The sequence below is a fragment of the Paenibacillus sp. MABNR03 genome (genome assembly GCF_050455445.1).
In the GTDB taxonomy this organism is placed as follows: domain Bacteria; phylum Bacillota; class Bacilli; order Paenibacillales; family Paenibacillaceae; genus Paenibacillus; species Paenibacillus xylanilyticus.
Genome location: NZ_JBCIYR010000002.1, coordinates 893,460 through 917,133, shown reverse-complemented (window position 1 = coordinate 917,133; position 23,674 = coordinate 893,460). Strand labels below are relative to the sequence as shown.

29 protein-coding genes, 3 pseudogenes and 1 riboswitch are annotated in these 23,674 nt (G+C 39.0%); of the genes and pseudogenes, 3 read left to right on the top strand and 29 right to left on the bottom strand.

Annotation, left to right across the window (positions count from 1 at the left end):
• Positions 1-29 precede the first annotated feature (29 nt).
• The 13 genes from AAIH57_RS12835 to AAIH57_RS12775 form a co-directional block, all read right to left on the bottom strand.
• The gene (locus tag AAIH57_RS12835) at positions 30-503 is read right to left on the bottom strand and encodes an NUDIX domain-containing protein (RefSeq protein ID WP_430021858.1); all 474 of its coding nucleotides are present in this window, start codon (positions 501-503) and stop codon (positions 30-32) included.
• 74 nt (positions 504-577) lie between these two features.
• Positions 578-1,441, bottom strand: a complete 864-nt coding sequence (locus AAIH57_RS12830; protein ID WP_175399340.1) for a DUF4085 family protein — start codon at positions 1,439-1,441, stop codon at positions 578-580.
• 86 nt (positions 1,442-1,527) lie between these two features.
• Positions 1,528-2,070, bottom strand: coding sequence for an HAD-IIIA family hydrolase (locus AAIH57_RS12825; RefSeq protein WP_175399339.1), 543 nt, complete (start codon positions 2,068-2,070; stop codon positions 1,528-1,530).
• A gap of 74 nt (positions 2,071-2,144) precedes the next feature.
• Positions 2,145-2,636 (bottom strand): hypothetical protein, encoded by a 492-nt coding sequence (locus AAIH57_RS12820; RefSeq protein WP_430021857.1) that lies wholly within the window; start codon positions 2,634-2,636, stop codon positions 2,145-2,147.
• A 75-nt stretch (positions 2,637-2,711) separates the two neighbouring features.
• The gene (locus AAIH57_RS12815) at positions 2,712-2,933 is read right to left on the bottom strand and encodes a GNAT family N-acetyltransferase (protein WP_430022144.1); all 222 of its coding nucleotides are present in this window, start codon (positions 2,931-2,933) and stop codon (positions 2,712-2,714) included.
• 138 nt (positions 2,934-3,071) lie between these two features.
• Positions 3,072-3,548 (bottom strand): DUF5662 family protein, encoded by a 477-nt coding sequence (locus tag AAIH57_RS12810; protein ID WP_430021856.1) that lies wholly within the window; start codon positions 3,546-3,548, stop codon positions 3,072-3,074.
• Positions 3,549-3,718: 170 nt separating this feature from the next.
• Positions 3,719-4,297: a GNAT family N-acetyltransferase gene (locus tag AAIH57_RS12805; protein WP_430021855.1), complete on the bottom strand. Its 579-nt coding sequence runs from the start codon at positions 4,295-4,297 to the stop codon at positions 3,719-3,721.
• A gap of 134 nt (positions 4,298-4,431) precedes the next feature.
• Positions 4,432-5,049: a bis(5'-nucleosyl)-tetraphosphatase (symmetrical) YqeK gene (gene yqeK, locus AAIH57_RS12800; protein WP_430021854.1), complete on the bottom strand. Its 618-nt coding sequence runs from the start codon at positions 5,047-5,049 to the stop codon at positions 4,432-4,434.
• A gap of 140 nt (positions 5,050-5,189) precedes the next feature.
• Entirely contained in the window at positions 5,190-5,732 is a 543-nt protein-coding gene (locus AAIH57_RS12795) for a GNAT family N-acetyltransferase (protein WP_430021853.1), read from the bottom strand.
• Positions 5,733-5,996: 264 nt separating this feature from the next.
• A complete protein-coding gene (locus AAIH57_RS12790) occupies positions 5,997-6,389 on the bottom strand; it encodes a GNAT family N-acetyltransferase (protein WP_430021852.1) in 393 nt (130 codons plus the stop codon).
• Between the two features lie 51 nt (positions 6,390-6,440).
• Entirely contained in the window at positions 6,441-7,244 is an 804-nt protein-coding gene (locus AAIH57_RS12785) for a creatininase family protein (protein WP_430021851.1), read from the bottom strand.
• A gap of 117 nt (positions 7,245-7,361) precedes the next feature.
• The gene (locus AAIH57_RS12780) at positions 7,362-7,871 is read right to left on the bottom strand and encodes a GNAT family N-acetyltransferase (protein WP_430021850.1); all 510 of its coding nucleotides are present in this window, start codon (positions 7,869-7,871) and stop codon (positions 7,362-7,364) included.
• 200 nt (positions 7,872-8,071) lie between these two features.
• A complete protein-coding gene (locus AAIH57_RS12775) occupies positions 8,072-8,578 on the bottom strand; it encodes an N-acetyltransferase family protein (protein WP_430021849.1) in 507 nt (168 codons plus the stop codon).
• 360 nt (positions 8,579-8,938) lie between these two features.
• Here AAIH57_RS12775 and sstT point away from each other — a divergent pair, with 360 nt between their 5' ends.
• Positions 8,939-10,156 carry a serine/threonine transporter SstT gene (gene sstT / locus AAIH57_RS12770; protein ID WP_430021848.1) on the top strand — a complete coding sequence of 406 codons (1,218 nt, stop codon included), beginning with the start codon at positions 8,939-8,941 and terminating at the stop codon, positions 10,154-10,156.
• A 434-nt stretch (positions 10,157-10,590) separates the two neighbouring features.
• Here sstT and AAIH57_RS12765 read toward each other — a convergent pair whose 3' ends face one another.
• The 5 genes and pseudogenes from AAIH57_RS12765 to AAIH57_RS12745 form a co-directional block, all read right to left on the bottom strand.
• Positions 10,591-11,028, bottom strand: a complete 438-nt coding sequence (locus AAIH57_RS12765) for a GNAT family N-acetyltransferase (protein WP_246311146.1) — start codon at positions 11,026-11,028, stop codon at positions 10,591-10,593.
• Between the two features lie 78 nt (positions 11,029-11,106).
• Positions 11,107-11,658: pseudogene (locus AAIH57_RS12760) on the bottom strand (SAM-dependent methyltransferase).
• Between the two features lie 64 nt (positions 11,659-11,722).
• A pseudogene (locus tag AAIH57_RS12755) lies at positions 11,723-12,090 on the bottom strand (hypothetical protein).
• 67 nt (positions 12,091-12,157) lie between these two features.
• On the bottom strand, positions 12,158-13,081 hold the full coding sequence (locus AAIH57_RS12750) for a serine hydrolase domain-containing protein (RefSeq protein ID WP_430021847.1): 924 nt from the start codon (positions 13,079-13,081) through the stop codon (positions 12,158-12,160).
• A gap of 205 nt (positions 13,082-13,286) precedes the next feature.
• Positions 13,287-13,844, bottom strand: a complete 558-nt coding sequence (locus tag AAIH57_RS12745; protein WP_430021846.1) for a 2'-5' RNA ligase family protein — start codon at positions 13,842-13,844, stop codon at positions 13,287-13,289.
• 528 nt (positions 13,845-14,372) lie between these two features.
• Between AAIH57_RS12745 and AAIH57_RS12740 the strand changes: the two genes are divergently transcribed.
• Entirely contained in the window at positions 14,373-16,019 is a 1,647-nt protein-coding gene (locus AAIH57_RS12740; RefSeq protein WP_430021845.1) for an RNA polymerase sigma factor, read from the top strand.
• A 340-nt stretch (positions 16,020-16,359) separates the two neighbouring features.
• Here the strand turns inward: AAIH57_RS12740 and AAIH57_RS12735 are convergent, their stop codons facing one another.
• The 11 genes and pseudogenes from AAIH57_RS12735 to AAIH57_RS12685 form a co-directional block, all read right to left on the bottom strand.
• Positions 16,360-16,635, bottom strand: a complete 276-nt coding sequence (locus AAIH57_RS12735) for a hypothetical protein (RefSeq protein ID WP_430021844.1) — start codon at positions 16,633-16,635, stop codon at positions 16,360-16,362.
• A gap of 383 nt (positions 16,636-17,018) precedes the next feature.
• A riboswitch (ZMP/ZTP riboswitch) is annotated at positions 17,019-17,098 on the bottom strand.
• Between the two features lie 216 nt (positions 17,099-17,314).
• Complete coding sequence (locus AAIH57_RS12730; RefSeq protein WP_175398399.1) at positions 17,315-17,521, bottom strand: DUF5316 family protein; 207 nt, start codon at positions 17,519-17,521, stop codon at positions 17,315-17,317.
• 359 nt (positions 17,522-17,880) lie between these two features.
• On the bottom strand, positions 17,881-18,363 hold the full coding sequence (locus AAIH57_RS12725) for a hypothetical protein (RefSeq protein WP_430021843.1): 483 nt from the start codon (positions 18,361-18,363) through the stop codon (positions 17,881-17,883).
• Between the two features lie 307 nt (positions 18,364-18,670).
• On the bottom strand, positions 18,671-19,093 hold the full coding sequence (locus AAIH57_RS12720) for an NUDIX hydrolase (protein WP_430021842.1): 423 nt from the start codon (positions 19,091-19,093) through the stop codon (positions 18,671-18,673).
• Positions 19,094-19,160: 67 nt separating this feature from the next.
• Complete coding sequence (locus AAIH57_RS12715) at positions 19,161-19,706, bottom strand: GNAT family N-acetyltransferase (protein ID WP_430021841.1); 546 nt, start codon at positions 19,704-19,706, stop codon at positions 19,161-19,163.
• A gap of 89 nt (positions 19,707-19,795) precedes the next feature.
• Entirely contained in the window at positions 19,796-20,191 is a 396-nt protein-coding gene (locus AAIH57_RS12710; RefSeq protein ID WP_430021840.1) for a contact-dependent growth inhibition system immunity protein, read from the bottom strand.
• Positions 20,192-20,318: 127 nt separating this feature from the next.
• Positions 20,319-20,883, bottom strand: a pseudogene (locus AAIH57_RS12705) (hypothetical protein).
• Between the two features lie 138 nt (positions 20,884-21,021).
• Entirely contained in the window at positions 21,022-21,144 is a 123-nt protein-coding gene (locus AAIH57_RS12700; protein WP_430021839.1) for a hypothetical protein, read from the bottom strand.
• Positions 21,145-21,155: 11 nt separating this feature from the next.
• The gene (locus AAIH57_RS12695; protein WP_430021838.1) at positions 21,156-21,401 is read right to left on the bottom strand and encodes a DUF5071 domain-containing protein; all 246 of its coding nucleotides are present in this window, start codon (positions 21,399-21,401) and stop codon (positions 21,156-21,158) included.
• A gap of 272 nt (positions 21,402-21,673) precedes the next feature.
• Complete coding sequence (locus AAIH57_RS12690; protein WP_430021837.1) at positions 21,674-22,285, bottom strand: hypothetical protein; 612 nt, start codon at positions 22,283-22,285, stop codon at positions 21,674-21,676.
• A gap of 58 nt (positions 22,286-22,343) precedes the next feature.
• Positions 22,344-22,727, bottom strand: a complete 384-nt coding sequence (locus AAIH57_RS12685; protein WP_430021836.1) for a winged helix-turn-helix transcriptional regulator — start codon at positions 22,725-22,727, stop codon at positions 22,344-22,346.
• A gap of 244 nt (positions 22,728-22,971) precedes the next feature.
• Between AAIH57_RS12685 and AAIH57_RS12680 the strand changes: the two genes are divergently transcribed.
• Complete coding sequence (locus AAIH57_RS12680; protein ID WP_430021835.1) at positions 22,972-23,577, top strand: NAD(P)H oxidoreductase; 606 nt, start codon at positions 22,972-22,974, stop codon at positions 23,575-23,577.
• Positions 23,578-23,674: the final 97 nt, after the last annotated feature.

Sequence of the window (23,674 nt, the reverse complement as noted above, 5' to 3'; positions counted from 1 at the left end):
CAAGTTTCTTCCCATATATATACATTGGATTATTTGATAAAATGCGCACGTTCTTCTTGATTGGAACTGAAAATGTAATCCGGGTAATGGTTGGTTATGACTGGAAGCTTATACACAGAGAAGAATTGCAAATCCTTCATCTCTTCATTATTTGATCTTAGTTGTCCTGATTGAATGCTGCATTCAAATACAATAGTTAAGTATTCAACCTGATGACCATTATGATATGTAAAACGTTGATCTTCACCGCCGTAGACTCCAATAATCTTATCCGGTACAATGAAAAGCCCCGTCTCCTCGAATGCTTCTCTGACCACCGCTTGAGCTGGTGTTTCTCCAATCTCAATTGCTCCTGCAATTAACCCCCAAGTTGATTCATTGTGTTTACGCACGAACAGGATCTCTCCTTGTTCATTTCGAATAATTGCAGCCACACCTGGCATAAATATGAGCTCGTTTCCGATCTTTTGCCTAAGGTTTTTATAGTAATCAGACATCCCCATTTAGTAGTACCTCCCTTTCAATAGAGTTAATAAAAATTACTGCAGCTTGCAACGATCACACTTCGTTCTGCCGTTCACTCTTCTTCTACAACAATATCCTGGCACTGAATGATCAGTTCTGACATCTCTGCACCATCAAAAAGCATATGTACTTCATATCCATTCTCGATACGATACATTTCATGATAAAGCCAGTAACTACGGACAATGTGCTCCTCTTGCTTGATGATCTCGGGTGCAACAAACGTGACTTTATTCAAATTAGTGAAGCCTCCACGTGTATCGAATCGAATGACCAAGTCCGTATCCGAGACCAACTCCGTCACAGTGCAATCATGGAAATGGACTTGATTGCGAATATGTTCGGGAATAGGTTCAGCTAGCTGCGCCTCCCTATATTCTTTTGAGATAAGCTGCATTTGTGCTTCATTTATTTTGCTCTGTTTTTTCAACTGGCGCATAACCTCTCTAGTGCAATAACCTAGGCCAAATACACGTATATCCGCAATTTGGTCATAGATCTCTTTCGGTAATCGTGCAATCTTGTTTTCGCAATTCCATTCCAGGTTACTTTTAAACTCTTGCCTGCTGCTCAACTCATCAAAAGGCGGCCTCGCATCATAATCTGCAATTAATTTCTCTATATGCTCTCTTTCTTCAGGCGGCATATGATAAACCATCGTATCCTCTTCCGTTACCTCATCCCCGCTAATAAATTTCTCCGCACGCACAAGAACCGCACCATCCTGCTCCAGCATGTAACGGGGGTCGACATTATAAACATCTCGTTGAAACTTTACATGCTCTTTTTCTTTTCTTTTATACAGTCGCAAATAAAGAGCTTCATCCAGTTGATGAGCTCCGCTATGTACTCTCATACCAGAGTGCAGGCTGATCTGTTGGCATAATTCATACCATTCCTTTGTAAGATATTTCATGAGCACCCTCTCCTATCTCAAATATTTGGCTTAAATTACCGTTTGTCTGCTATTGTTGTTATATGATGTTCCCTCTTTTAAAAGCTTTAAAGATTGCTTTCATTAATGATCCAGTGTACTGCATCTAAAATATCTTCTGCTATGTAATCAGGCTCCGTCTCTATCCACTTATTTCTGTATGTTGTTAATGAGGATTCTCCCCAACCTGTTCTTACCATGATCTTTTTCGCTCCTACTGCGTATGCAGCCAGCATGTCGGTATCCCCCACGTCACCAATAACGATACACCTCGATAAGTCTAAATGGTGCTGCTCTGCCGCTTCTAACAACATGCCAGGTTTCGGTTTTCTACAACCGCATTCTTGTTCATGGGGGCATATATAGGATTGGTCGAATCCATATTCACTAAATTGTTCTTCGAAATCTTGAACAGTAGCCTCTCCACGTGAAATTCTATACTGATTCGTAACTGCAAACACCTTGATTCCATTTTTCTTTAAAAGAGTTATAGCTTCCTGAGCATTCGGGTATAACTTGAAATCCCTGGGATGGATAAAGTGACCTGTACCCCCAATCGTCCCATCTCTATCCATAAAGACCGCTTGAACGTCTACATTTTGTTTAGTCATGGCTTACTCCTTTCTGATTAAATTCCTTATGGGTTACTGATCATCCAGCTCTCACCGTACCACCCTGAACTAATTCATAATTCATACTTCAGGTATCTTATTTCATTAAGGCTCGTACCATATTTCGTAGTCTTTCTATTGAAGATCTCATTCTCTATGATTTGAAATATTATGGTTTCTCCCCATTTATCTATTGCCTGAATGCCCTTAGAATTTAGATATTTTAGTCCTCCATCTATACCAACAACTTCGCTTTTTAATCCGCCTTTTTTCAAGAAATTGAAATAATAATCTCTATAAATGAGCTTCTCCGAGATCCAAAACGTTTTAACTTTATACTGTTTTGATAACTGCAGTGGAAAACTCACGTCATTGATAAATCGACCTTGTGTATCAACAATTATTATCCAGGGCTGCTGTTCCCCAACCCCAAGAGCATCTTCCATTGAAAAGGAAGTAACGTCTTCAAAATGTAACCCATCTTCCGATTTGTAAAAGACATCTAGAATATCATCCACTTTGCTTAGTTCTGTTTTGATACAAAGTAATCCAATATTCCAAGCCATATCTTCACCTCATAAATAAATATCTTCCGCTATACATGTTAGCTAATTGAAAGCTTTGATGATTGAACCCATTCCTTAACGCACTTTATAATCCTTCTTAATTAAAGCATAAATGGCCGTATCAACAAATCGATTTTTCCAATAATAGTGTTCTTTCAAAATCCCTTCTTCTCTGAAGCCAATTTTCTCAAGTACCTTTCTTGACCCCACATTCTCTGGTTCTACAAATGCCTCAATCCGGTTTAATTCAAGATGATTAAATCCAAATTCAATGATCTTCTGAGTCACCTCGGTTATGTAAAGACGGGGAATTGAGGCATATTTTTTCTCCTTTCATGGGTTTATCCAATCTGCGCGATGATCGCGGGCAAACCAATGGTGTTAAACTAACACATGCGAAACACATATGTGATATATGCTCTCGTTTACGATGTTTCATTTCTGCTTCTTTTCTTTTGATTTAGTTAATAACTCCTGAAGCTCTTTTCTTGTATCTTCATGCAGGATGATTTTGTCTGATGACATCATTCTTTCTGCCAGATTACTTTCCTTTACTTTACGTCCCCATTTTCTTGAAAACGACTTCCAATCACACACCATCTCAATGAGGTACTTCCTCGGCATCGGCAAAGCTTTTCTTTCATATTGATTTACTACCCAGTACTCCCAATGATGCTTATTATGGTGTTGATGATGCAACCATGCATATCTCCATTTCTTTTCAATCTCTTCACTTTTTTGATCGGAATAAAACTTTCGAGCATAAGGAATGAATTCGTTCGGGGAAAATTTGGACATATCATGCTTTAATCCCTGATAGTATAATCCTGCTTTCCAGCATTCTATGAGGACATTTAATTTATGATCTACTACATATAGGAAATACCTCCAATAAGCCTTGAAAATATTCATCCTCCTCTTCTGAAAGATTTGCAACTATCACTCCTGTACAAGAAAAGGAGAGAATTTCTTCTCTCCTACGTTTTGGTAAGACAACCACCCATACTGGATCAACAAGAGGTACTGACCGAAATTGATTGGTTCTATCTTACAACAAATTAATTTATTTGGAAATATTGGTTCTAAGTCTCTTTGGATAACGTTTCCATAAATTCATCTTTCGTTAGCCCAAACAAGATAAAATCTAAATGTTTTCCATTGATATACACGACTTGGCGTCGGACACCTTCTTGCACACAGCCGAGCTTCCTCATCATCTTCGCTGAGCCTTCATTACCTTCAAGAACATAGTCATTGAACTTATGAAGTCTCCGTTCCAGGAATGCGTATTTTAATAAAATTTTCATAGCACTTGTTCCATATCCCATACCTCGGTACTCTTTGTCAACTACAATTCCTATACTAAATGTCCCATTTCTCTCGTCGATGCTGTTTAAATTGATACCTCCCACGCTATCGCCATCCAAGTTTTCAATCGTGAACATGATTCGTCCATTCGTAGAAGAGAAGTTCGCATTTGCTTCTACGAATTTTTTTGCTCCTGACAGGGTAGTCGGTAACTCAATAGCACATTCCAATAAAATTCGAGCGGGAGTGTCAAAATCACTTACGTAGCAACTTTCCCAGTCCTCCTCCTGTATTGCTCGCAATCTTACCTTTTTATCTTGCCAATAATAATCCGTATAATCTATTTCTCTCATAATAACCTCCAGAATTGTTTATGCATGTAACACTTATTTCTAAGCTTTCCTCCGATATATCATCTTCTCACCTCTCTCGTATTCATACATGAACCAAGATGGTTTAGAATGCGTTAACAATGTTAACGCTCTCATTATTTCACTTTCAACAGTTCGTCTCTCGCTTCAATAAGCCAAGGATGTACTAATTTAAGTTTATTGCGTTGTTCCCACACTTGGTTGAGATAGATAAGTATTCCTTCATTAAGTTGGTACTCATTCACTTTATCTCTTATCTCTTCCAGATAGTTATGTTCTCCTGGTAAGTCCCATGATATTTTGTCGGAAATGAAAAGAACTTTATCTAATAAACTTGATTGTGGTTTAAGAGTGGTATGACATTCAATTGCATTTAGTATTTCTTGATCGTTGATATTAAATATTTCTTTTGCCATAGCTCTAGATAACTTTTGGTGGATGATTCTATCGTTTTTATTTTCTTCATCCAAGATTTCTATCAACAATCCATTGGCTAAATTCAGCATTTCATTTACTGGAACCACGTTGCTAATATCATGTAATAATCCCGCTTGTTCTGCCTTTTGAGGGTCGGCACCAAATAATCCTGCTACGCGCTTAGCTTCGGTGGCGACGGTTAATGTATGTTGTAAAGTTTCCTGATCATGATGGGCTTCAAAGAAAGAGTGAATATTTTTCCTTAAATCATTAGATAATTTCACATTCATTACGTATGGTTTGAGAATTGGATTCATGTGTTGACCACCTTTACATTAAATTCAGCTAACATTCCCATTCATAGGCCCGAAGATATTACCCTCTCCGGAACCCATCTTATAAAACCAACCCCATGGAGCCGTGATTGAATAATGTGTTATATGCGAATTTGCAGCATTTAAGTATTCCAATCACTTGATAACATGCTATATGTCACAATATTTTCGTAATGATCATAAAGCCATTGTGCTTCTCTCGAAATACCCTCATTTATAAAACCAATACGTTCTGGTACAGACCTGCTTTTAAGGTTAGTTTCTGCACACTGTATGATTACTCGATTTAATTTCAACTCACTGAATAAGATTTCAAGTAGTCTTGTGATTGATTTTGTAATAATCCCTTTACCCTCAGCTGATTCAGCCAAAAAATATCCAATACTTGTTACTTTATTCTTCCAATCAATGTAGTGAAGGCCTATCATTCCAACCAGTTTACCATCACGCCACACACCGGCATCAAAGCCGTTTCTATCTTCATAATTTTGTATCCACATCGCTAGGATTGGATCTAAGTCTATTGGTGATTGTCGTTTATCTACCCAAAGCAACCACTCTCGAAGATGTGCTCTGTTCTCATCAATTAACGTATATAATTCATCTCTTTCTTGCAGTCGAATTAGTTTTATTAAAATCGATTCATTTACTTGAAAAGGTAACATTGTCATCCCCCATTAATCTTTTGGCAACAGCCCGCAGCGCGAATAATTTGTTATGTGAAGTTTTAACTTTCAATATGCACACTTTTAAAATCTATTCATACTCATTGTTGATTCGTATATATCCGTTTATTTGATCTGGAGTTCTTCGAAATATTCCTGTTTTGTTATTGAAGTTACCTTCTGCCGTTATAACCTGATCCTGTTCCGTTCTTAATGTCACTCCGATATGATCATTCACACTGTTCCCGCTCAATTATAAAATTTTTAATTTTTATAGTGCATCACAATTTGCTTTGTCTTTTTAAATCCTGATCCTTCGTAAAAACCAACCAAATCATCTGTACAAAACAAACTAATGACATCAATATTTTTCAGTTCACTTAAAATCCTTTCAATCATTAGTTTTCCTGTTCCTTTATTTCTGTAACTACTTAATACAACAACATCTTCAATATAAGCTCGGTACATTCCGTCTGTAATCGATCTACAGAAGCCAACTAACACATCATCTTCCCAAGCTCCTACCGCAACACCACAAGTAAGTAATTTTAAAATTCCGTCCTCATCCCGATCGGGCCACCAACCAGCAACTTGATAAAGATTCTTTAGTTGAGATGGGGCGATAGGTTTCTCTGTATGTAATTTTACCTCTACCATAAATAACCTCCCGTAATAATAAAAGTTAGAAACTCTTAAGTATAGAACTTTTTAGTTTTCTTCTTGCATCTTGCTAAAAACATTGTGAATGTTATGATTGCCTCTATTACAAGTCTTTCTCATATATGCTTCATCTAATAATTCCTTTAGACCTTCCGCTTTTCTTTTCATCAAAGTACTCCAAAAAACCTTTCCCTTGTGAGCTAACTCTTCATTGGTGTACATTCCGGGCTGAAAACTTCCCCAACATCCGTCAGATGTAAGCTTATCCCATCCCATAAAATCAGCATACTTTTTGTTTTCACTAGGTATGTTGGATCCCATGGATTCGATTTTCACATGATCAGGGCATAACCACATTGCAGTACACACCGACAACAATCCACCGTGCATTTCATCTATTCCCTCTAACCCTGCTGCTTGAACGGCAACCAACCACGCATCATGATTATGGTGCGGATGAATAACGATGATTTCTGGATACTTATAGTTCATGTGCTTGATAAATGCTCCCTCCCAATAGGAGCCACCATGACCAGAACAATTAACGAATTTCTTGAATCCCTGTCTCATTAATCCTGTAATTATTTCTTCTAGCATTGTTGCTACTAAGGTAGGACTAATTGTAATCGTGCCTTTAAAGTTTGCATGCTCTTCAGAGGTATTAAAGGGGATTGTGGGAAGAACGTATGCATTTAGAGTTTTTCCATATTCTTCAGCATATCTTTCAGCAATTAAAGTATCTAAGTGCATCGGCAAATATGGACCAAACTGTTCGGTAGCTCCGGCAGAGATAATGGCCGTATCGATACCGCTTTCAAAAAGTTCTTTAGTGGTATTGGTATAGCTCAACATTGAATCACTTCCTTTTTTTGCATCATTGAGGTTTTATTTTTTTGAATTACAATTTGACGATCCTTATATTGGCTATGCAAAAGCCCCATCAGCAACATTTTTTTCTTGAAGAGACTTTCAAATCTCTAGCTCCATCTGTATAGTTATTATTCTTTTTTGATCATCTAGTTTTGTTATTCGCATATCAATAGGTTTAAATCCATGCTTGTGATAAAATGCTAGGCCACTTGAATTCGTGTTATGACATGATAATAATAAACTGCTTACTCTATAAATCGATTTTGCCTTCATTACCATTGTCTCTAACAAATACTTAGAAGCTCCTTGTCCTCTAAAACTCTCAGATACAATAACGTTGCCAAGCCAACATACATCGTCTTTGTACTCATATAAATTGGCATAGGCTATAACTTGTCCTGACTCCTCATCAACAACAACTGTAGGCTCATAGCGATTCTCAAGAACCTTTAATATCTGATCTGGTGTCAATGGATATTTGAACTGCGGACTAACATAGAATAATTCTTCATCTGATTGAGGAAAAGTACATATTTCTTTTAAATCCTCCTTCTTTAGAGATCTATAAGAATAGATAGCTTCCATCTCCCTTTTTCGTTTAGTCAGCATACTTCTCTTCTTAATTATCAAATCTTGTTAATATAATTCATTTAAATAAATTCAATTTCCGTTTCTTCAACCTTGCTCTTAAAACTTATTCCTTTCATAAATCCCGTTCGTTCATACACCTTAACTGCCCTTTCATTAAATGCTGCAACTACCAATTGAATTTGACGATTTTTAAATTGGCTAGTTGAACTACTCATACCCTATTCATGGGAAATTTCCAATTCATATTTAATTTGTGTTTTACTTTGCCCTTCTATGCTTTCAGTCATTTCCTCTGCTTCTTTAAATCCCCTTTTCTCATAAAAAGATCTTCCGATCTCATTCTCTTTTCCTACCCAAGCAAAAATTTTCTTTATCGGCTTTAAAACTCGAATAAACTCCTGTATGAAACCTTTTCCTATTCCCAATTTATGATATTCAGGTCGCACATAGATTCTCAGTAATTCATATTCTTCTTCATTCACTTGATTTGTTTGAGCATATCCAACAACTTCATCATTAAATTCAGCGATTAAAAAATTTCGTTTGTTGCTTTGAAGATCTCTCTCTACAGATCGATTTAAATTTTCAGTAGAATAGGCTCTTCCTAAAAAATTGTGAATGTACTCTTTGGAGTAAATGGCTCCATATGTGAAAGTCCACGTTTCATGAGCTATAGCCTGAATGTGTGGGATATCCTCACCTGCTACAAATCGAATTGTAATCATATGTTTATCCTTCTTTCATAATAAAAGTTTGCTCTGCTGACTCCATTACTCCGAAAAGTCTCTTTTAAACCAAGAGAACACAAGCATTCAGGATTAGTATCTTAACTACATCTATTTTAACTCAGACGACACCTTTTATGGAATTAAAATGATCGAAAGGAATTAACAGGTTAATTCCTCTTTTATGTATACAATATGTATGAAGTGAATATGATTCATGATCTTATTCAGTCGTATGGCGATGCCCAATATTTTATATTGCAATGGGAGATTTTCATGGTAAACTAATTTTTATTACGAAAATGCTTCATTACTGTGAAGCGCACAAGTTTTTCCATTTTTAAATCCTGGAGGGAAATCATGCTTACATTGCTACACAAATGGAACCGGTTAAGTTTGGTTAAACGAATACTAGTAGGAATTATAGTAGGGGTACTTCTTGCTTTGGTCTTTCCCCGTGCTGCCGGACTCAGCATTTTTGGTTCCGTGTTTGTATCTGCGTTAAAGGCAGTTGCACCCATACTAGTATTCCTCCTCGTTATTTCGGCTATCTCACAGCATAAAAAGGGCAGTCCAACGAACATGAAATCAGTTATTCTTCTCTATGCTGTAAGCACCTTTTTGGCAGGTCTAACTGCTGTTGTGGCAAGCTTTCTCTTTCCAGTTCAGTTGTCACTTATAGAAGGCACCGAAGATCTGACTCCGCCCGGAGGGATTGCCGAAGTTCTTCAAACGTTGCTGCTTAATGTGGTCGATAATCCGATTAGTGCCCTGATGAATGCCAACTATATCGGGATTCTTGCCTGGGGGATTCTTCTGGGAGTTGCTTTGAAAAGTGCCAAGGACAGCACCAAAACTACGATATCCAATCTCTCGGATGCGGTATCCATGATCGTCAAGTGGGTCATTAACCTCGCACCGATTGGCATTATGGGATTGGTATATGAATCCATTACAGCTAATGGACTTCAATCACTGCTTGATTATGGAAAGTTACTACTTGTTCTTATTGGATGCATGTTGTTTATTGCTCTAGTGGTAAACCCGGTGATTGTATACGTCGCTATTCGCCGCAATCCATATCCACTCGTCTTCAGCTGCCTGAGAGAAAGCGGGGTCACTGCATTCTTCACACGCAGTTCCGCTGCAAATATTCCGATTAACATGAAGATGTGTGAAAAGATGAATCTTAATCCTGATACCTATTCTGTATCCATTCCTTTAGGTGCAACGATTAATATGGGTGGCGCTGCAGTGACCATTTCAGTTTTGACTTTGGCTGCCGTTCACACCCTTGGCATTGAAGTGGATTTTGGTACGGCGATTGTCCTCTCTCTATTATCTGCTGTTTCCGCAGCAGGCGCCTCCGGTGTTGCCGGCGGCTCACTTTTGCTCATTCCACTCGCTTGCAGCTTGTTCGGTATTCCGAACGAAGTTGCGATCCAAGTCGTTGGAATTGGCTTTATCATCGGGGTGCTGCAGGACTCTGCCGAAACGGCTCTGAACTCCTCGTCAGATGTATTGTTTACGGCAACCGCGGAGTATGCAAAGAAGCGAAAGGAATTCGGAAATGCTTGAGGTCATTGCTATCTATATCGCAAACTAAATCTTATTCTGATATACCGTAATTAAGTGCTGCAGCTTTTTGCAACTAAAACCAAAATTAAAATGTCGACCATTTCTAATGGTAATATCGTAGTAAAAACCAAAGAAACCAAGCTAGAGCGTATGATATTCGCTTTAACTTGGTTTCTTTTTGTCCGAAATTTCATCGCTGCCTGAAGATTTCTTATTTTCTATTAACACTACTGCCCAACTCATCTCGTTGCCGTTCCACATAACACATTTTATCAACGATCTAATCTTCATACGTTTGATTTCTGGATAAGTAAAACCAATAATAAGCCAAAGGCAACCTCTACCAAACGTTTCTATCGTCAATTCCTCCCCTCGAAGATGGATTTAAGTTTCCTGCACAACTCATCTCTTGAATGTTCAACAATGAAAGGTTTTTAACATAACAAATCTTTATCAAATACTAGCTCCTCTTCCTGGTTATAGCCTGCTTTTTCATATGTCTTAATAGCATTTGTATTCTTTATTCCTGTCAAAATTTTTATGTGTTTCACTCCAGAATTTTTAAATGTTTCTTCCAGTTGTTCGATCATCATTGTAGCCAATCCATTTCTTCGTGCAGATTCTTGTATGTACATTTCAGTAATCTCAGCCTGATGCTCAGCATAGCAAAACGATTTATAGATCTGTCCACATGCAAACCCTACAACTTTCTCTTCCATTACAGCTACTACAATAACTTCTCTTCCATTCAATAGGTCCGTTTCCACCTCTTCCTGACTTCGGCGAACTCCATTAAATTGATCATTCAATTCTATCAAAAACGGTACATCTTCTTTCACAGCTTCACGAACGAGCAAATTAGGAACTGACAATGTAATACCTCCTTATCATGTTAAAGAACTTACATTTTTTCATCACGAATATTGGGCTTATGTCAATTAAGTTACTCCCTAGCTTAGATCCGATAAGGAACATTCGAAAACATGAAAATAAGTACCTTTCCCATATCCATCCTTCACTTCATGCAAATGAATATGTTGAAACCATTAGTTCTAAGAACGTCTTCAAACTCCTTCATATCATACAGACGAAGAGGAAAATCCATAACCTCTGTCTTTTCAATTTTGTCTTCTTTAACTGACTCATACTTCAGCTCCGTTACAAGCATGGATTGCTCTTTGTGATATTGAACTTTTTTATATAGAACAATTAATTCATTGTTAACAACCTTTCGATCTAATTCATTGTTAACAACCTTTCGATCCGTTTCTCTCCATTCGGGGATCTCTTCAATGTCATTCCCTTTTAACATCGAATCCCTCTATTTGTATTTCACGCTGCATAAAAGGGATCAGCATTCTTCCGTTTCCACACATGGGCTCAAGCACATGTATATCTTTTCTGTCAGCAATCGAAAGGTAAAAATCCAATTCCTTCCCTTCTGCTAACGATTTATCGCTTTCATATATTTTTGTGCAAAGTTCTCCATAATAGCTGTTCACTGGTTATCCTCCATGTTTTTTTATAAAACCTTTCTTTTTCCGCTCGCCAGACTTTAAGTCAGAATCAGTTATCTTGCAATAAATCGTCAATCGCATGCACAGCCAGTTCCAATGCTTGAATTCTCCTTTTCAAAAGAGTTTTTTGAGGACCACCTTCCTTTGACTTAGCAAATGCATTTTCAATTGATGGCATTAAACCAGTAAGAACATTGCGAGCTTCGGTAAGATCTCCCTGGGTATATGAATGAGGCTTTTGATGCCACACATTCTCCAGCATGGATAAGCCAAATGAAGAGCCCTGAGTCTCTTCTCTATTAAGGTCGTATTTGCACCTTTCTGAGTCATCTGAGTCAAGGCATTTTCGGATTTGCGGATTGTAGATTGGAGGGATTGTATGGATTGCAATTGATGTCGTTCCGAAACATTTTCCATAAGTGAGCTCTCCTCCTTTGATCACTGGTTTACATTTTTCATACGTAGGTAGATCACCTTTCAAGGGTTATAGATCTTCCACATATTTACTAACCAGGTTTCCAAATGTTTTGATATCCTCTAGATAATCATATCCTACTGGATTGGGTCCGGTTTGATTATACATTCTTACGGCTACAGTTCTATACTTAGGAATGACAAGGCAGGCACAACCAGTGACACCCAAGGATTGAAAAGAACCGGTTGGAAGATCATCACCTAATTCTGTTCGAGCACGCGGCTCATCTTGCACAAACCAAAAGAAACCGTTTCTCGGTAATGGTTGTTCCAGATCTGGAGGACTTATGATTGTTGTTGCTTGTTCAAATACTTCTCTGGGCAGTATTTGCTTGCCGTGAATGACTCCCTTTTTCAAATGCAAATAACCCCAGTAGGCCAATTCCCTGGTACTCACAAATAAGTTGGCTTCATCGCCTTGATCATCGTTATATTGTTCATTGAGCCATATTAACTTTTCATTCCGTTCTTTTCTCCATCCTGTTTGGCTAAAACCCATAGGTGAGAATACACGTTCTTCAAGTAATTGTGATAACGGCATATGATACAATTTCCGGATGATCTTAATGAGCAAATTGACTCCAACATTATTGTATTTCCAGTCTGTCCCTGGAAGGAACAATCGATGATGCAGATCACCTAAACCATGAGTATGAGTTAGCAGATGCCGTATCGTTGTATCGCCTAATACCTTCGTATCCGTATCATCCAAGTAGTCGGCAACAACATCATCTATGCTGCTGATCTTCCCCTCATATAATGCAAGACTGATGACAAGTCCCAAATAGGTCTTTCGAATCGAAGCCACATGAAATTGTGATTCCTCATCCACTAATCGACTACCTTGCGAATCGTTATGTACGCCTGAATACCATTCATTCACGATTTGGTCATGATGAATAATACAGGTCGCAGCTGCTGTAGCAGTTAACACATTCTTAACCCGCAAAACATAATCATTCAGTTCATTGAATGTTTTATTGTTCGATTTCTGTAGGTTGAGCAACTAGACTCACACCACCATTCTTCACTTTTATCAGTTAGCTAGGTAAGGTTAGTATCTTGGTTTATCCTCTTCAATATGATTTCTACGATTTCGTTAGCTAACTTACTCTGAGTCGTGAGACTTATATTGTAATTTAGACAATGCCCAAAGCTTTCGTATGAATTGATGGTGACTTTATACATTTATTATTTTCGTATGTGGCTTTGATTACTGATACTTCAACGATTGTAGCACTTATTCTTTCGATTCTTTTCGTGCAGAAAGACATCGCTTCTTTTAATTTCTCATCGTTTAATCTGTTTGCTAGTGTACAGTGAGGTATCCAGTTACCCGGAAGATATTGAGACTCAGCTTTCATTCGATATTTTTCAAAGAAACTGTGATGATTATCATGAAGCGTTAAAAACTCTTTGGAAGGAACAGGCGTGAGGAATAAAATCCCAGTGTTCAAGAAAGTTCCTAACGAGTTCATTGTGATTGAAAGTTGTTTTTTAGATTCATAAAAGCAGTCAAAATCGCTTATGAATTGCTCGATTTCTACGTATGAGTTATAACCCGCTATCGTAATGTGAGGTCGTCTATCTTGTACTTCCTCTGCATATTTAGAAACTTCATTATCGCTCAACTCTTTCCAAACCTGCTTTATATAGAGCTCTGTATTCTGGTCAAAATGAGCAACTACTCCGAACAATTCTATAACCCCCTCAATATCTGTAGCACCTGCAATGAAGGGTATTCAACAGAACATTGAGCAATCCTGCCCGTTAGATGAAAAAAGCAGAAGATCAGATTGGTCGGCTGCTTTCTTAGGTCTATTACGCTATCGTTTCCCGTTAGTTGAATGAACCTCTATTATGCATTTGAATAACTAATCCAGACCACTCCTGGTTAACTACGGAACGAAGGAGTACCCCAAGTACCCAAAGAAGAACTTCGGCTCCTGCTCCTAGTTTGTATCCTCCCATAGTTGAACGGAAAAGAAGTATCTTTATATACTAAAAGTGAGACCTTTACATCTAAAGTAATCTTCATCTTGTTTAACAATAAGTTCATAACGTCTCTTTAACCATTTAAATGACCTACTCATGATGTTTGTAATTATACATGTATGAGTGATCTGGTAGGACGTCCAAATTTTTTTGAAATAATCCCAACCTTTATTTCGCCTGGCACACTATATAATTGTCAGGAATTACAGATGCAACTATGGAGGCATAAAATGGATTCAATTGGTAAAAACGGAAAGGACGCAGCGGAAGCGATTCGGAGCTATGTCAAACCGATTTTCGGTTTTGCGTTAAACAGGGTCAAGCAGCGGGCCGAGGCAGAGGATCTGGCTCAGGAGATTATGCTGCAGTTGTTGAAATCCTTCTCCGGGGTGCGGGACATTAGAAGCCTTGACGCTTACGTCTGGACGGTTGCCCGATACACTTGGGTGAATTGGTTGAAAAAGCGTGCGCACGCTCCCCAAGCGATCGAAATCAACGGCATGTCCGAACTGTCTGCCGCCCCTTCCCGGGAGCCGCTTGACCGGCTGCTGGTAACCGAAGCTTACCGCGAGCTGCGCCGAGAAGTCGCGTTTCTGTCCGACATCCATCGCCGGATCGTGGTCATGCATTACTACGACGAGCTTAAAATCGGCGATATTGCGATTGCTCTGAACATTCCTGAAGGAACGGTGAAGTGGCATTTGAGCGAGGCTAAAAAGAAGTTACGGAAAGGGATGAAACGTATGCGTGCAACAGGAACTTTAAGTGTGAATCCGGTCAGCATGGGGGAAATGGGCCATTCCGGTTCGGCCGGCAGACTGGGCGAAACCAACGATTTTCTTGGACGCGCCTTGGCGCAAAATATCGTTTACGCGGCTTATCACAAGGCGCGTACCGTACATCAAATCGCGGAGGAGCTCGGAATGCCGCCGTCTTTATTGGAAGGCGAAGTCCGGCACCTGGCCGATTATAATTTTCTCATCCAAACCTCTCCCGGCAAATATCAAAGCAATACCATCGTATGGGACCTCTTCGAGTTGGCCGTAGCCGGTCATCAATTCTGGCAAGATTGCGCCGCCGAAGTGGCCGATGTTCATTTTGACGCGTTAATGGAAGTTCGCCGGCAAGTCGAGGATAGCGGAGTGTACGTTCCGGACGGCGACTATAACTTCCTGCTCTGGACCTTGCTGCCCAAGAACGTCGAGGAGCAATCTTGGCGGAGCATGCCGGCGGGCGAAAGCTTCGATGCGGTCGCACCAATGCGAAAGGACGGAGGTCAGTATATTGCCTATGCGGCGTTAAACCGGAGCCACAATGCCGATCCGGGTTTTGATTTGAGTAGTTACGTCACCTTCGGTCCGTCGCTCCGCTACGTCGAAGACACTCCCTTATACTTGTGGCAATTCAATACTTACTGGAGCGACCGCCAGATGGATTGGCGTTTCCTGGAATACCGGAATGTCGAGATTTGTCATGCGTTCCAACAAGGGGAACTGCCCGACAACGAAGAGAACGCCGAGCAATACTCGTTCCTGCTGGAGAAGGGGTACATCCGCAAGACGGAGGAGGGGTACAAGTTCAATGCGGTTTGGATCGACTCTCCGCAAACGTTGGATCGGTTGAACAAGGCAATGCCGGATTTGTCCGCTCTGTATGCGCCTGCTGTCGGCAAGCTCTACGACAAAATGCTCAACCTGTTCCTGCAAAATCAGCCGAAGCATTTGGAGCCGCAGCTTGCTTACATGGTGAGAGGCAACACCGGCGGAGGCCGGCTGGTCGCTTATATTTTGAAGCATTTGATCGATAACGGGAAGTTGAAACCGCCGTTGCCGCACCAGCAGAAGACGATTTCAACCTGGATGGGGCCGGTCAAGTAAGTCGGTTCGGAAATGTATACGAAGAATGGCCGTTCCCGGTCGGTGGCCATTTTTACACAAAACTCTGTCTTTCCACTCTGTCTGTCCAGCGAAGTGATTAGGACATCGCTATTTCACCACGGCCCCCTCCTGAACATATGAAAATGATTAAAAACTACCCATGACGCATGTGCGTCATGGGTAGTGCTGTTGTTACCAGAAGAAATTAGTTGAATTTTCATGAATATACCAGAGTAGATTTGGCGTATTTCTTTCATTTGATTTTCTGCAGCTCTTAAACCGTCGCTATACATAATGGGTAGACGATACACCATTAATACCCGCATAAATTATTCTCACATCATAATCTGCTAATTCTTTTATTAATGTCTTCTGGAAAAGCCACGTAGTCAACAACTACATCATAGCCAGAATCCATCAAATTCTTTGTCAAACTGAATATGTTTTTCCAGGTCAAGTCGTTTGTTTCTTTATCTAACCAGGGTTTACCTCGTCCTTTAACTGGAAGATGACTAACATCATCTTCAGAAATATACGCATTTTTATTCAGGGCTTGAACTAGCATTTTTGAAGTTGTGGATTTCCCCACTTCTGCCGGGAAACCTGCTGCGCCCAATAGCAAAGCCCCTGTACAAATAGAAATCTTATACGGTACGTACTCTGCCGTTCGGACCCAGCCCAAGAAATCCTCATCAAATCGAAGCGTTCTAGTTGATAATCCACCGGGAAAAACACTAGATCAAAATCACCTAGATCAGGTAACACTTCGTCGGATTTCATTTTCAACCCCCGATCATCTGTAATTTCATCCTTGTCTGCACAGAATGTCCATGATACGTTTTCCTTCGTTTTTAGAATCACTAGCCAAGTCACCGCTTCATAAAATCCAGCAAAGTCCATGCTTGTCATTCCATCGAATAACACAAACGCCATTTTCATTGCCGCCACCATTCCTTTCATTCCTTGAATAATAAATAAAGTGTTTGATCAAGAGATCAAACACTTCGCCCAGGCGTACGGCATATAAAATATGTGCCACCCCGGTTCACTCCACGTTTACGCCAGTTACACATATCAGATATTTAACACTAAGTATACATGACATCTTTTTTATTTGTAATTATATGGAATTTTTACACGCTTTCACTTTTATCTGGTTTTGATCTCGAGCTTAATTCCTATCTTGAAACATTTATTTCTAGACAATCTGCTTTCACTCCTTACAGTATTCGAAGATTCTGCAAATTAAGATAAGCATATTTATTTTCCTACATTTTGTTGAACTAACCTGCCCGTTAGCTGAGTAAATACATCAATCCAGCAACTGCAAACGAGCAGACACCTGCTAAAGCAGACCATGTCGCAACTTTCTTCTTTATTTTACGGTCTTCCTTAGACTCTGAATAAAAATTACCTCTTTGTTGGTAACCAGTCGTCCATGCTCCAATGCAAAGTCCAGAAACAAAAATGAGAATGATCCCTAGATAAATAAAAAAATTCATATTTCATCTTCCTTCCCAATCACCCTAGTTTTTAATAAAACGTTTATTACAGGGAAAGGTTGCAAGCGAAGAAGTGAAGTTCTATTTACATTAACCTGCCTGTTAGTTTAACGAAAAAGACAGCCGATCAACTTGCTGGCTGTCTAAATTTAATTATCATACATCGTCATAATCGGGACTCACGGCAAACTTATGCTTCTAAATACATTTAAAATATCACGAATCTCCAAATATTCTTATGGGTAAATATATGATCGGTGGTGTTGTGTGGTCTTCAGTTTAATTAACAGAGGTACCAACGTTATAGATTTATAGTTTTTCCGCATCAGTTAAATCCTAATTCATATGGAATTATTTTTTTATGTTTCCGCTACTAGTTCCTTTACTTTTGATTTAAAAACACTCCATTTTAAATCATCCCCTACCCCATAGTTCCACCCACTTGAACGGAGTTTATCGCCTAAATAAATGAAATTAAAGCGTTGTTCATCGTTTAAAATAACATCAAAAGTTTCTTCACTATACTTAAACTTATACAAGTACTCGTGCAATTCCCAGAGGATATCTTCTTTATTCTTGTCTTCCTCCATTACATGGCTCAAGAGAATTGAATCAATGGCATCATCAAGCTTCTGTGTAACAAGAGGCTCGTTCTTCCAATTATTATCTATCTGGTACTGTATAGTCTCTTCCAGTTGAGCTAAATCTCTGTAAATGTTTGAATTCAATAATTCATATTTAATATCTTGTTTCCTGCTTGCACGTTCATGATTTTGAAAAAACGCCAAATTTCCGAACAGTGACACCACGAGGAGTACTTTAATCCAGTCTGTTTTTTTCATATTACCTCCATCGTTCATACGTTCATTTTAGGCGATCAGTCTCTGTAACCGATCATTTTTTAATATAATTAGATGGGACCATCTGAAATGTCTATAGCAAACCAACCTGTCCGTTAGTTGCACTAATGCATCTGATCAGGTTGGTCAACTACTTTCTTTTTTGACTAACTTAGTTCAATAGCTTGTGGTAATATCCACTCGTACTCCTTATGTAATACATAACGATGGACGCTTATTGGACTTTTCATGAGATACCGACCTCCGTCATTGACTTTATTGGCTTAAATGAGGAGATGTGTCACTTCAATTATATTCTCCCTTGATCATAATGAGGGATCTCGTTTCCTTCGATTAGACTTCGTACTCCATTTTTATAATAGGGCATTAGCTCATCGGCTCTGTCCAAATCCATCCAGGCAATTTCAGATATTTCATTAGGCCTTATAATCTCTAGGGTTCCTCCAATGACCTCAGATCTAAAAGTGAAGAACATGGCATGCTCCTGCTTTTTCTCGAATATACATTCATTGATGGCAACGATCCCATGGACTCTTACATCAAGTCCTGTCTCTTCTTTGGCTTCTCTGATTGCTGCTTGATCCAATGTTTCCTCTCTTTCCACCGCACCACCAGGTAGCGACCAACTGGCATTGCCTTTATTCTTGACCATTAAGATTTTGGAATTGGTATCATCCAGGATTAACGCATAGGACACGTCAACTCTTCTCATTTAGTTCTCTCCCTCGGCAGTTATTTTGAGATTAATTTGCAAGTGCGTACTTTTCCATCCAGAAGTGCTATTTCGCTCTCCATTCAGCAGCTTTTAATCCATAGATTACTCGGTCCAGAAACCTTCCATTAATGTACTCGTAATCTCTTATTTGGCCCTCAAGTGTAAACCCTAATTTCTCAGGGATCGCACGGCTCTTGGCATGATCTGTGGCCGCTCCGATTTCAATTTTATTGAATTGAAGTTCGTCAAAAGCGTAATCAATAAGTACTTTAATGGACCTCTTAATGATCCCTTTTCCCACGTATTCTTGACCTAGCCAATATCCAATTTCCGTTTTCTTATTCTCTTGATCTAAATATAAGTATCCAATAGAACCCACTAGATGATCCCCACTCCATATTCCTAACCAGTAACCTTCATCCTTGGCGTATCTTATGCGAGTTCTTTCTATAAAGGCCCTAGAATCAGCCACTTCTACAGTCATACTGGGAAACTTCAGCCACTCCCCGATATGCTCCCTGTTTCTGTCGATCAGATGAAACAATTCATCTGCATCTTTAATCTCCAGTAAGGATAAGTGTAGAGAATTATCTATTTCAAATTCGAACATGATTCGTCCTCCTATATATTCAATTTTTAGTGCGAATGCTCGATGCGTGAATGTAATGTATCAGATATACCGGGCTTCATAAAATATACTTACCGGCCACTGCTTCTGTATTTGTTAATATGTTTTTCTACTATTTCTCTGGCTTCTTCATATATCCCTATGACTTCATTTAATTCGTTTTTTAATTCTATGTTGCTATCCCAGTAATCCTTATCTACTTCAAGGATGGAGCAAAATAAATCACCAACATATAAATCTCCTGATTCCAACGGATTCTCCCCTAACCGCTCCAGCGCTAGAGGTAAAAGAAAATCCAAGCTGATCTGTTGTCGTATTAAAAGTCTCAAATCTTCATTACTGAACTCACAGAGTGGTTTCTTTCTTAATGCATGTGCACGAATCACTAATCTAGATTTAAAATTCGGTTCACCCCAACTTTCTCCTTCCAATTCGTCGAGGGTTCTCGTTAAATCGATTGGCCCCATGCTTTCCCGCTCCTAAATAATTATTTTCTGGTGTTTCACGAAAGTTATAATGCACTTGATGCCTGGCGCAGGGCAGATACGTTGCTGTTTCGTGTCATTAACTTACGGACCCAAGGCCTCTTAGAGTTTAAAGTTTTCTTGCTTTAATAACGAAGGTTACGGGAAACATCCTCGCTCTTTTTAATAGATTATTATTATTTTCATCATGCAGTTGTAATATGTCATTGTCGGTTTCTTCAATCATCTGCTCTATAACAAATCCTGCTCTGGCCAATTCATTGATGTAGGTGGATAATTTACGATCAGATAAGGTTAGCTCGCCTTGAACAAACTCAGGAGATACCGAATACCAGGATTCATCGAAATAAGACTTGGTAAAAACAAATCTATTATTTTCTTCCACAATACATTTATGTATAGGATGAGACCAACTAAAGATAAATACGCCGTCTTTTTTTAAATAAGAAGCAATCCGGCAGAACGTACCTTCAAGATCGGTTGTCCAGCCTATGGCATAGATCGAATAGACAAAATCAAAAGCTTTTTCCCTGAAACATCACCAAAAAGTTGGCACTTCTCTTCTGAGGTGAATGCTCCATATAAGGGAAGTACGATTGATTTTAAAAAGTCCTTTCCTTTGGTATCGTATCCCAATAGTGGCTGTTTGTTTCATAAACACTGTGCTTGTTCATCCTGATGACCTCCTCTAAAAGGTTTGTTACACTGGCAGTTATTTTCTTATGAGTTGTTTATGAATTTGTCCATAATAAAGGAAGCCCAATAAGTAAAAGAGTAGAATCAGTTGTACTGACTGCGCTTGCAAAATCCAATTATTTTAATAACTCTTGAGCAGTTATATTTACTTCTTCAAGTTCTTCTCCTTTCGTTGGTCTGTATGCAATTCTCTCAATATCTTCTTGTAAGCTCTGTATTAATTCAGTTGGTAATTCCATTACAAAATATCTTAAACACCATTCTTTCCAGATATCATCCCACCAGCAATAACATTTCTTATATACGGTATTGTTTCCTGAGGGACAGTTAATAGTAATTTTGATATTTCTATAGCAATTGGCCAGTTGATGTCCTGCAGCCACTCTAATAATTCTGGTATTAGTTTTATAAGGTCTAGTTGATCTATATTCTTTAAATCATTTACTCTTTCAAAATCATGTTTATCTCTTGGTAAGAGAGTATGGAGGTCGCTCATGGTTTTAGATCCTTTCATGTTCTCGGCTTAACTAAAACAAGTACATATCATAACCATATTTCCATCTGGATCTACGGACCTACCTTTAAATTTACACCAAGAAGTTTGCCATACCATTCAACTGATTTCTCTAGATCTGATACGGCACGAATATTGTGTCCATTCTATTTATTATTGGACTTTTCATAAGATACCGACCTCCGTTATTGATTTTATTGGTCTTTTTAACCTGCTTCATTAGGCATATTTAGAAAACATGTGTCCTTCAAACACTATGACTCGTTTGAATAATAAGTAGAAAAGTATGATTTTAGCAATCGTGAATCTGCTTTTTCTTCATAAACCAAATCCATCAGCTCTCTCCACTGTTTTTTAATTTCATTATAATCAGCATCAACTATTCTCTGCTCACTAGTATTATTTTTAATAATTTCTAATATCTCTTCTAACTCCATTACATTCTTAACAAGTACAGAGTAATCATTTTCTGTGTTAATAATATCAAGTAAATTAGTGTGAATACTTTTATAAAAATGTGAAATTTCACTTACCGAATCATATCGATTTTGATCTCCTGTGGTATTATTCCAATGAGTAGCCGCAATCGATGATGTTTCTTCAGCTATTTTCATATTAGTGACAACTTCATTAAGCCAGACTCTTATCCCTTCTTCATCCATTGTTTCATTCTTGATTCTTTCATTAATTAAATGTGTGTAGTCGTAACTAAGTAATATCCCATATGAATAAAATCGATTAACTAACAAACGATAGGTTTCTGTTTCTGCTTGTCTAACGTCCCTGTAATTCGTAAAGGTTAAAATATTCGTTAGAACTAGAATCAGTATGATCGCTATACTGATAATTTTATATCTGTTTGTCATTAACTCCTCACCCTCTTTATAATTTTGATTCTTGTCTGTTCTTGAAACACACAAGCTCTTATTCGCTACCTTCTGAAAAATCCTCCAACACCTTAGACTTGTCTCCGTACACCTTTTCCAGATGCTCTTCCCCCCAGTAACACAAATGGTCTAGGGCAGGCTTTAATCCCCAGCCGTAGGCCGTTAACTCATACTCCACTCTAGGGGGAACCTCCGAATACACCTTCCTTTGCACAATCTCGTCTTTTTCCAAACCTCTTAGCTGAGTTGTCAGCATCTTCTGCGTAATTTCAGGTATTAACTTTCTAAGCTCTGACGTGCGTTTCCGTCCAGTCATCAAGTGATAGATAATCAAAGGCTTCCATTTTCCGCCCATGACCTCCAAGGCCGCCTCCACACCCACTTTATATTTTTTGGGAGTGTTCGTTCCATGTTCCGACATTTTGTATCCCTCCAAGATCTGGCTATGTCTGAGAAAATACATACCCCTCTTACTTTTTTCATTTCTTTATTTAAGCCAACTTTGAGGCATCAATTTAGGGTACTTTCATGTTCCTATGGCACTTCATTCTTCCTATAAAACATCAAAGTGCGTACTTCCAGATTATTTCATACCTGTTTATAATAGCATCAGCCATGGAGCCATGGCTACCAAACAGCGTTGTAGAAAGGTAGTGAAATACATTATGAACGTATTAGTGGTTGTGTCGCATCCGAGAAAAAATTCCCTGACCTTTCAGGTTACCGATCGTTTTGTGCAGGGTCTTACCGAGGCTGGTCACGGTTATGAGATATTGGATTTGCACGAGGTCAGCTTCGACCCTGTTCTTCGAGGCATGGATGAACCAGACTATACCCAAGAACATCAGGTGTTCTCCCCTGAGATTGAAACGGAGATGGAGCGATTGAAGAAGCATGATGCCGTGGCTTTTGTGTTTCCTCTCTGGTGGTGGCATCTGCCAGCCATGCTGAAAGGGTATGTGGATCGTGTCATGAACAATGGTTTTGCTTACGGTACGAACAAACTGCACCATCAGCAGATATTGTGGATCGCACTTGCGGGAGTTACCGAAGAACAGATGCAGAAGCGCAACTATGGCGAATCGATCACGAATCTGCTCAATGTCGGTATTGCCGATTACTGTGGTGTGTCTCATTCCAGCGTTGAATTTTTATATGAGACGTTGGATGCCAAGCCTGAGCATTATGAGATGCTGCTCAACCAAGCGCATCAGTTGGGTCTGAATTATGCCAAGAACCATACGCTCCAAGATGGGGTATCAAGAGTCTGATTCGAGTCTATTCCTGAGTGCTATTGAGAAAATGGGTCAACCTTATATCATGCTAAACACTAACAAGAATGGCATGAGAATTGAATTTCCATTATCC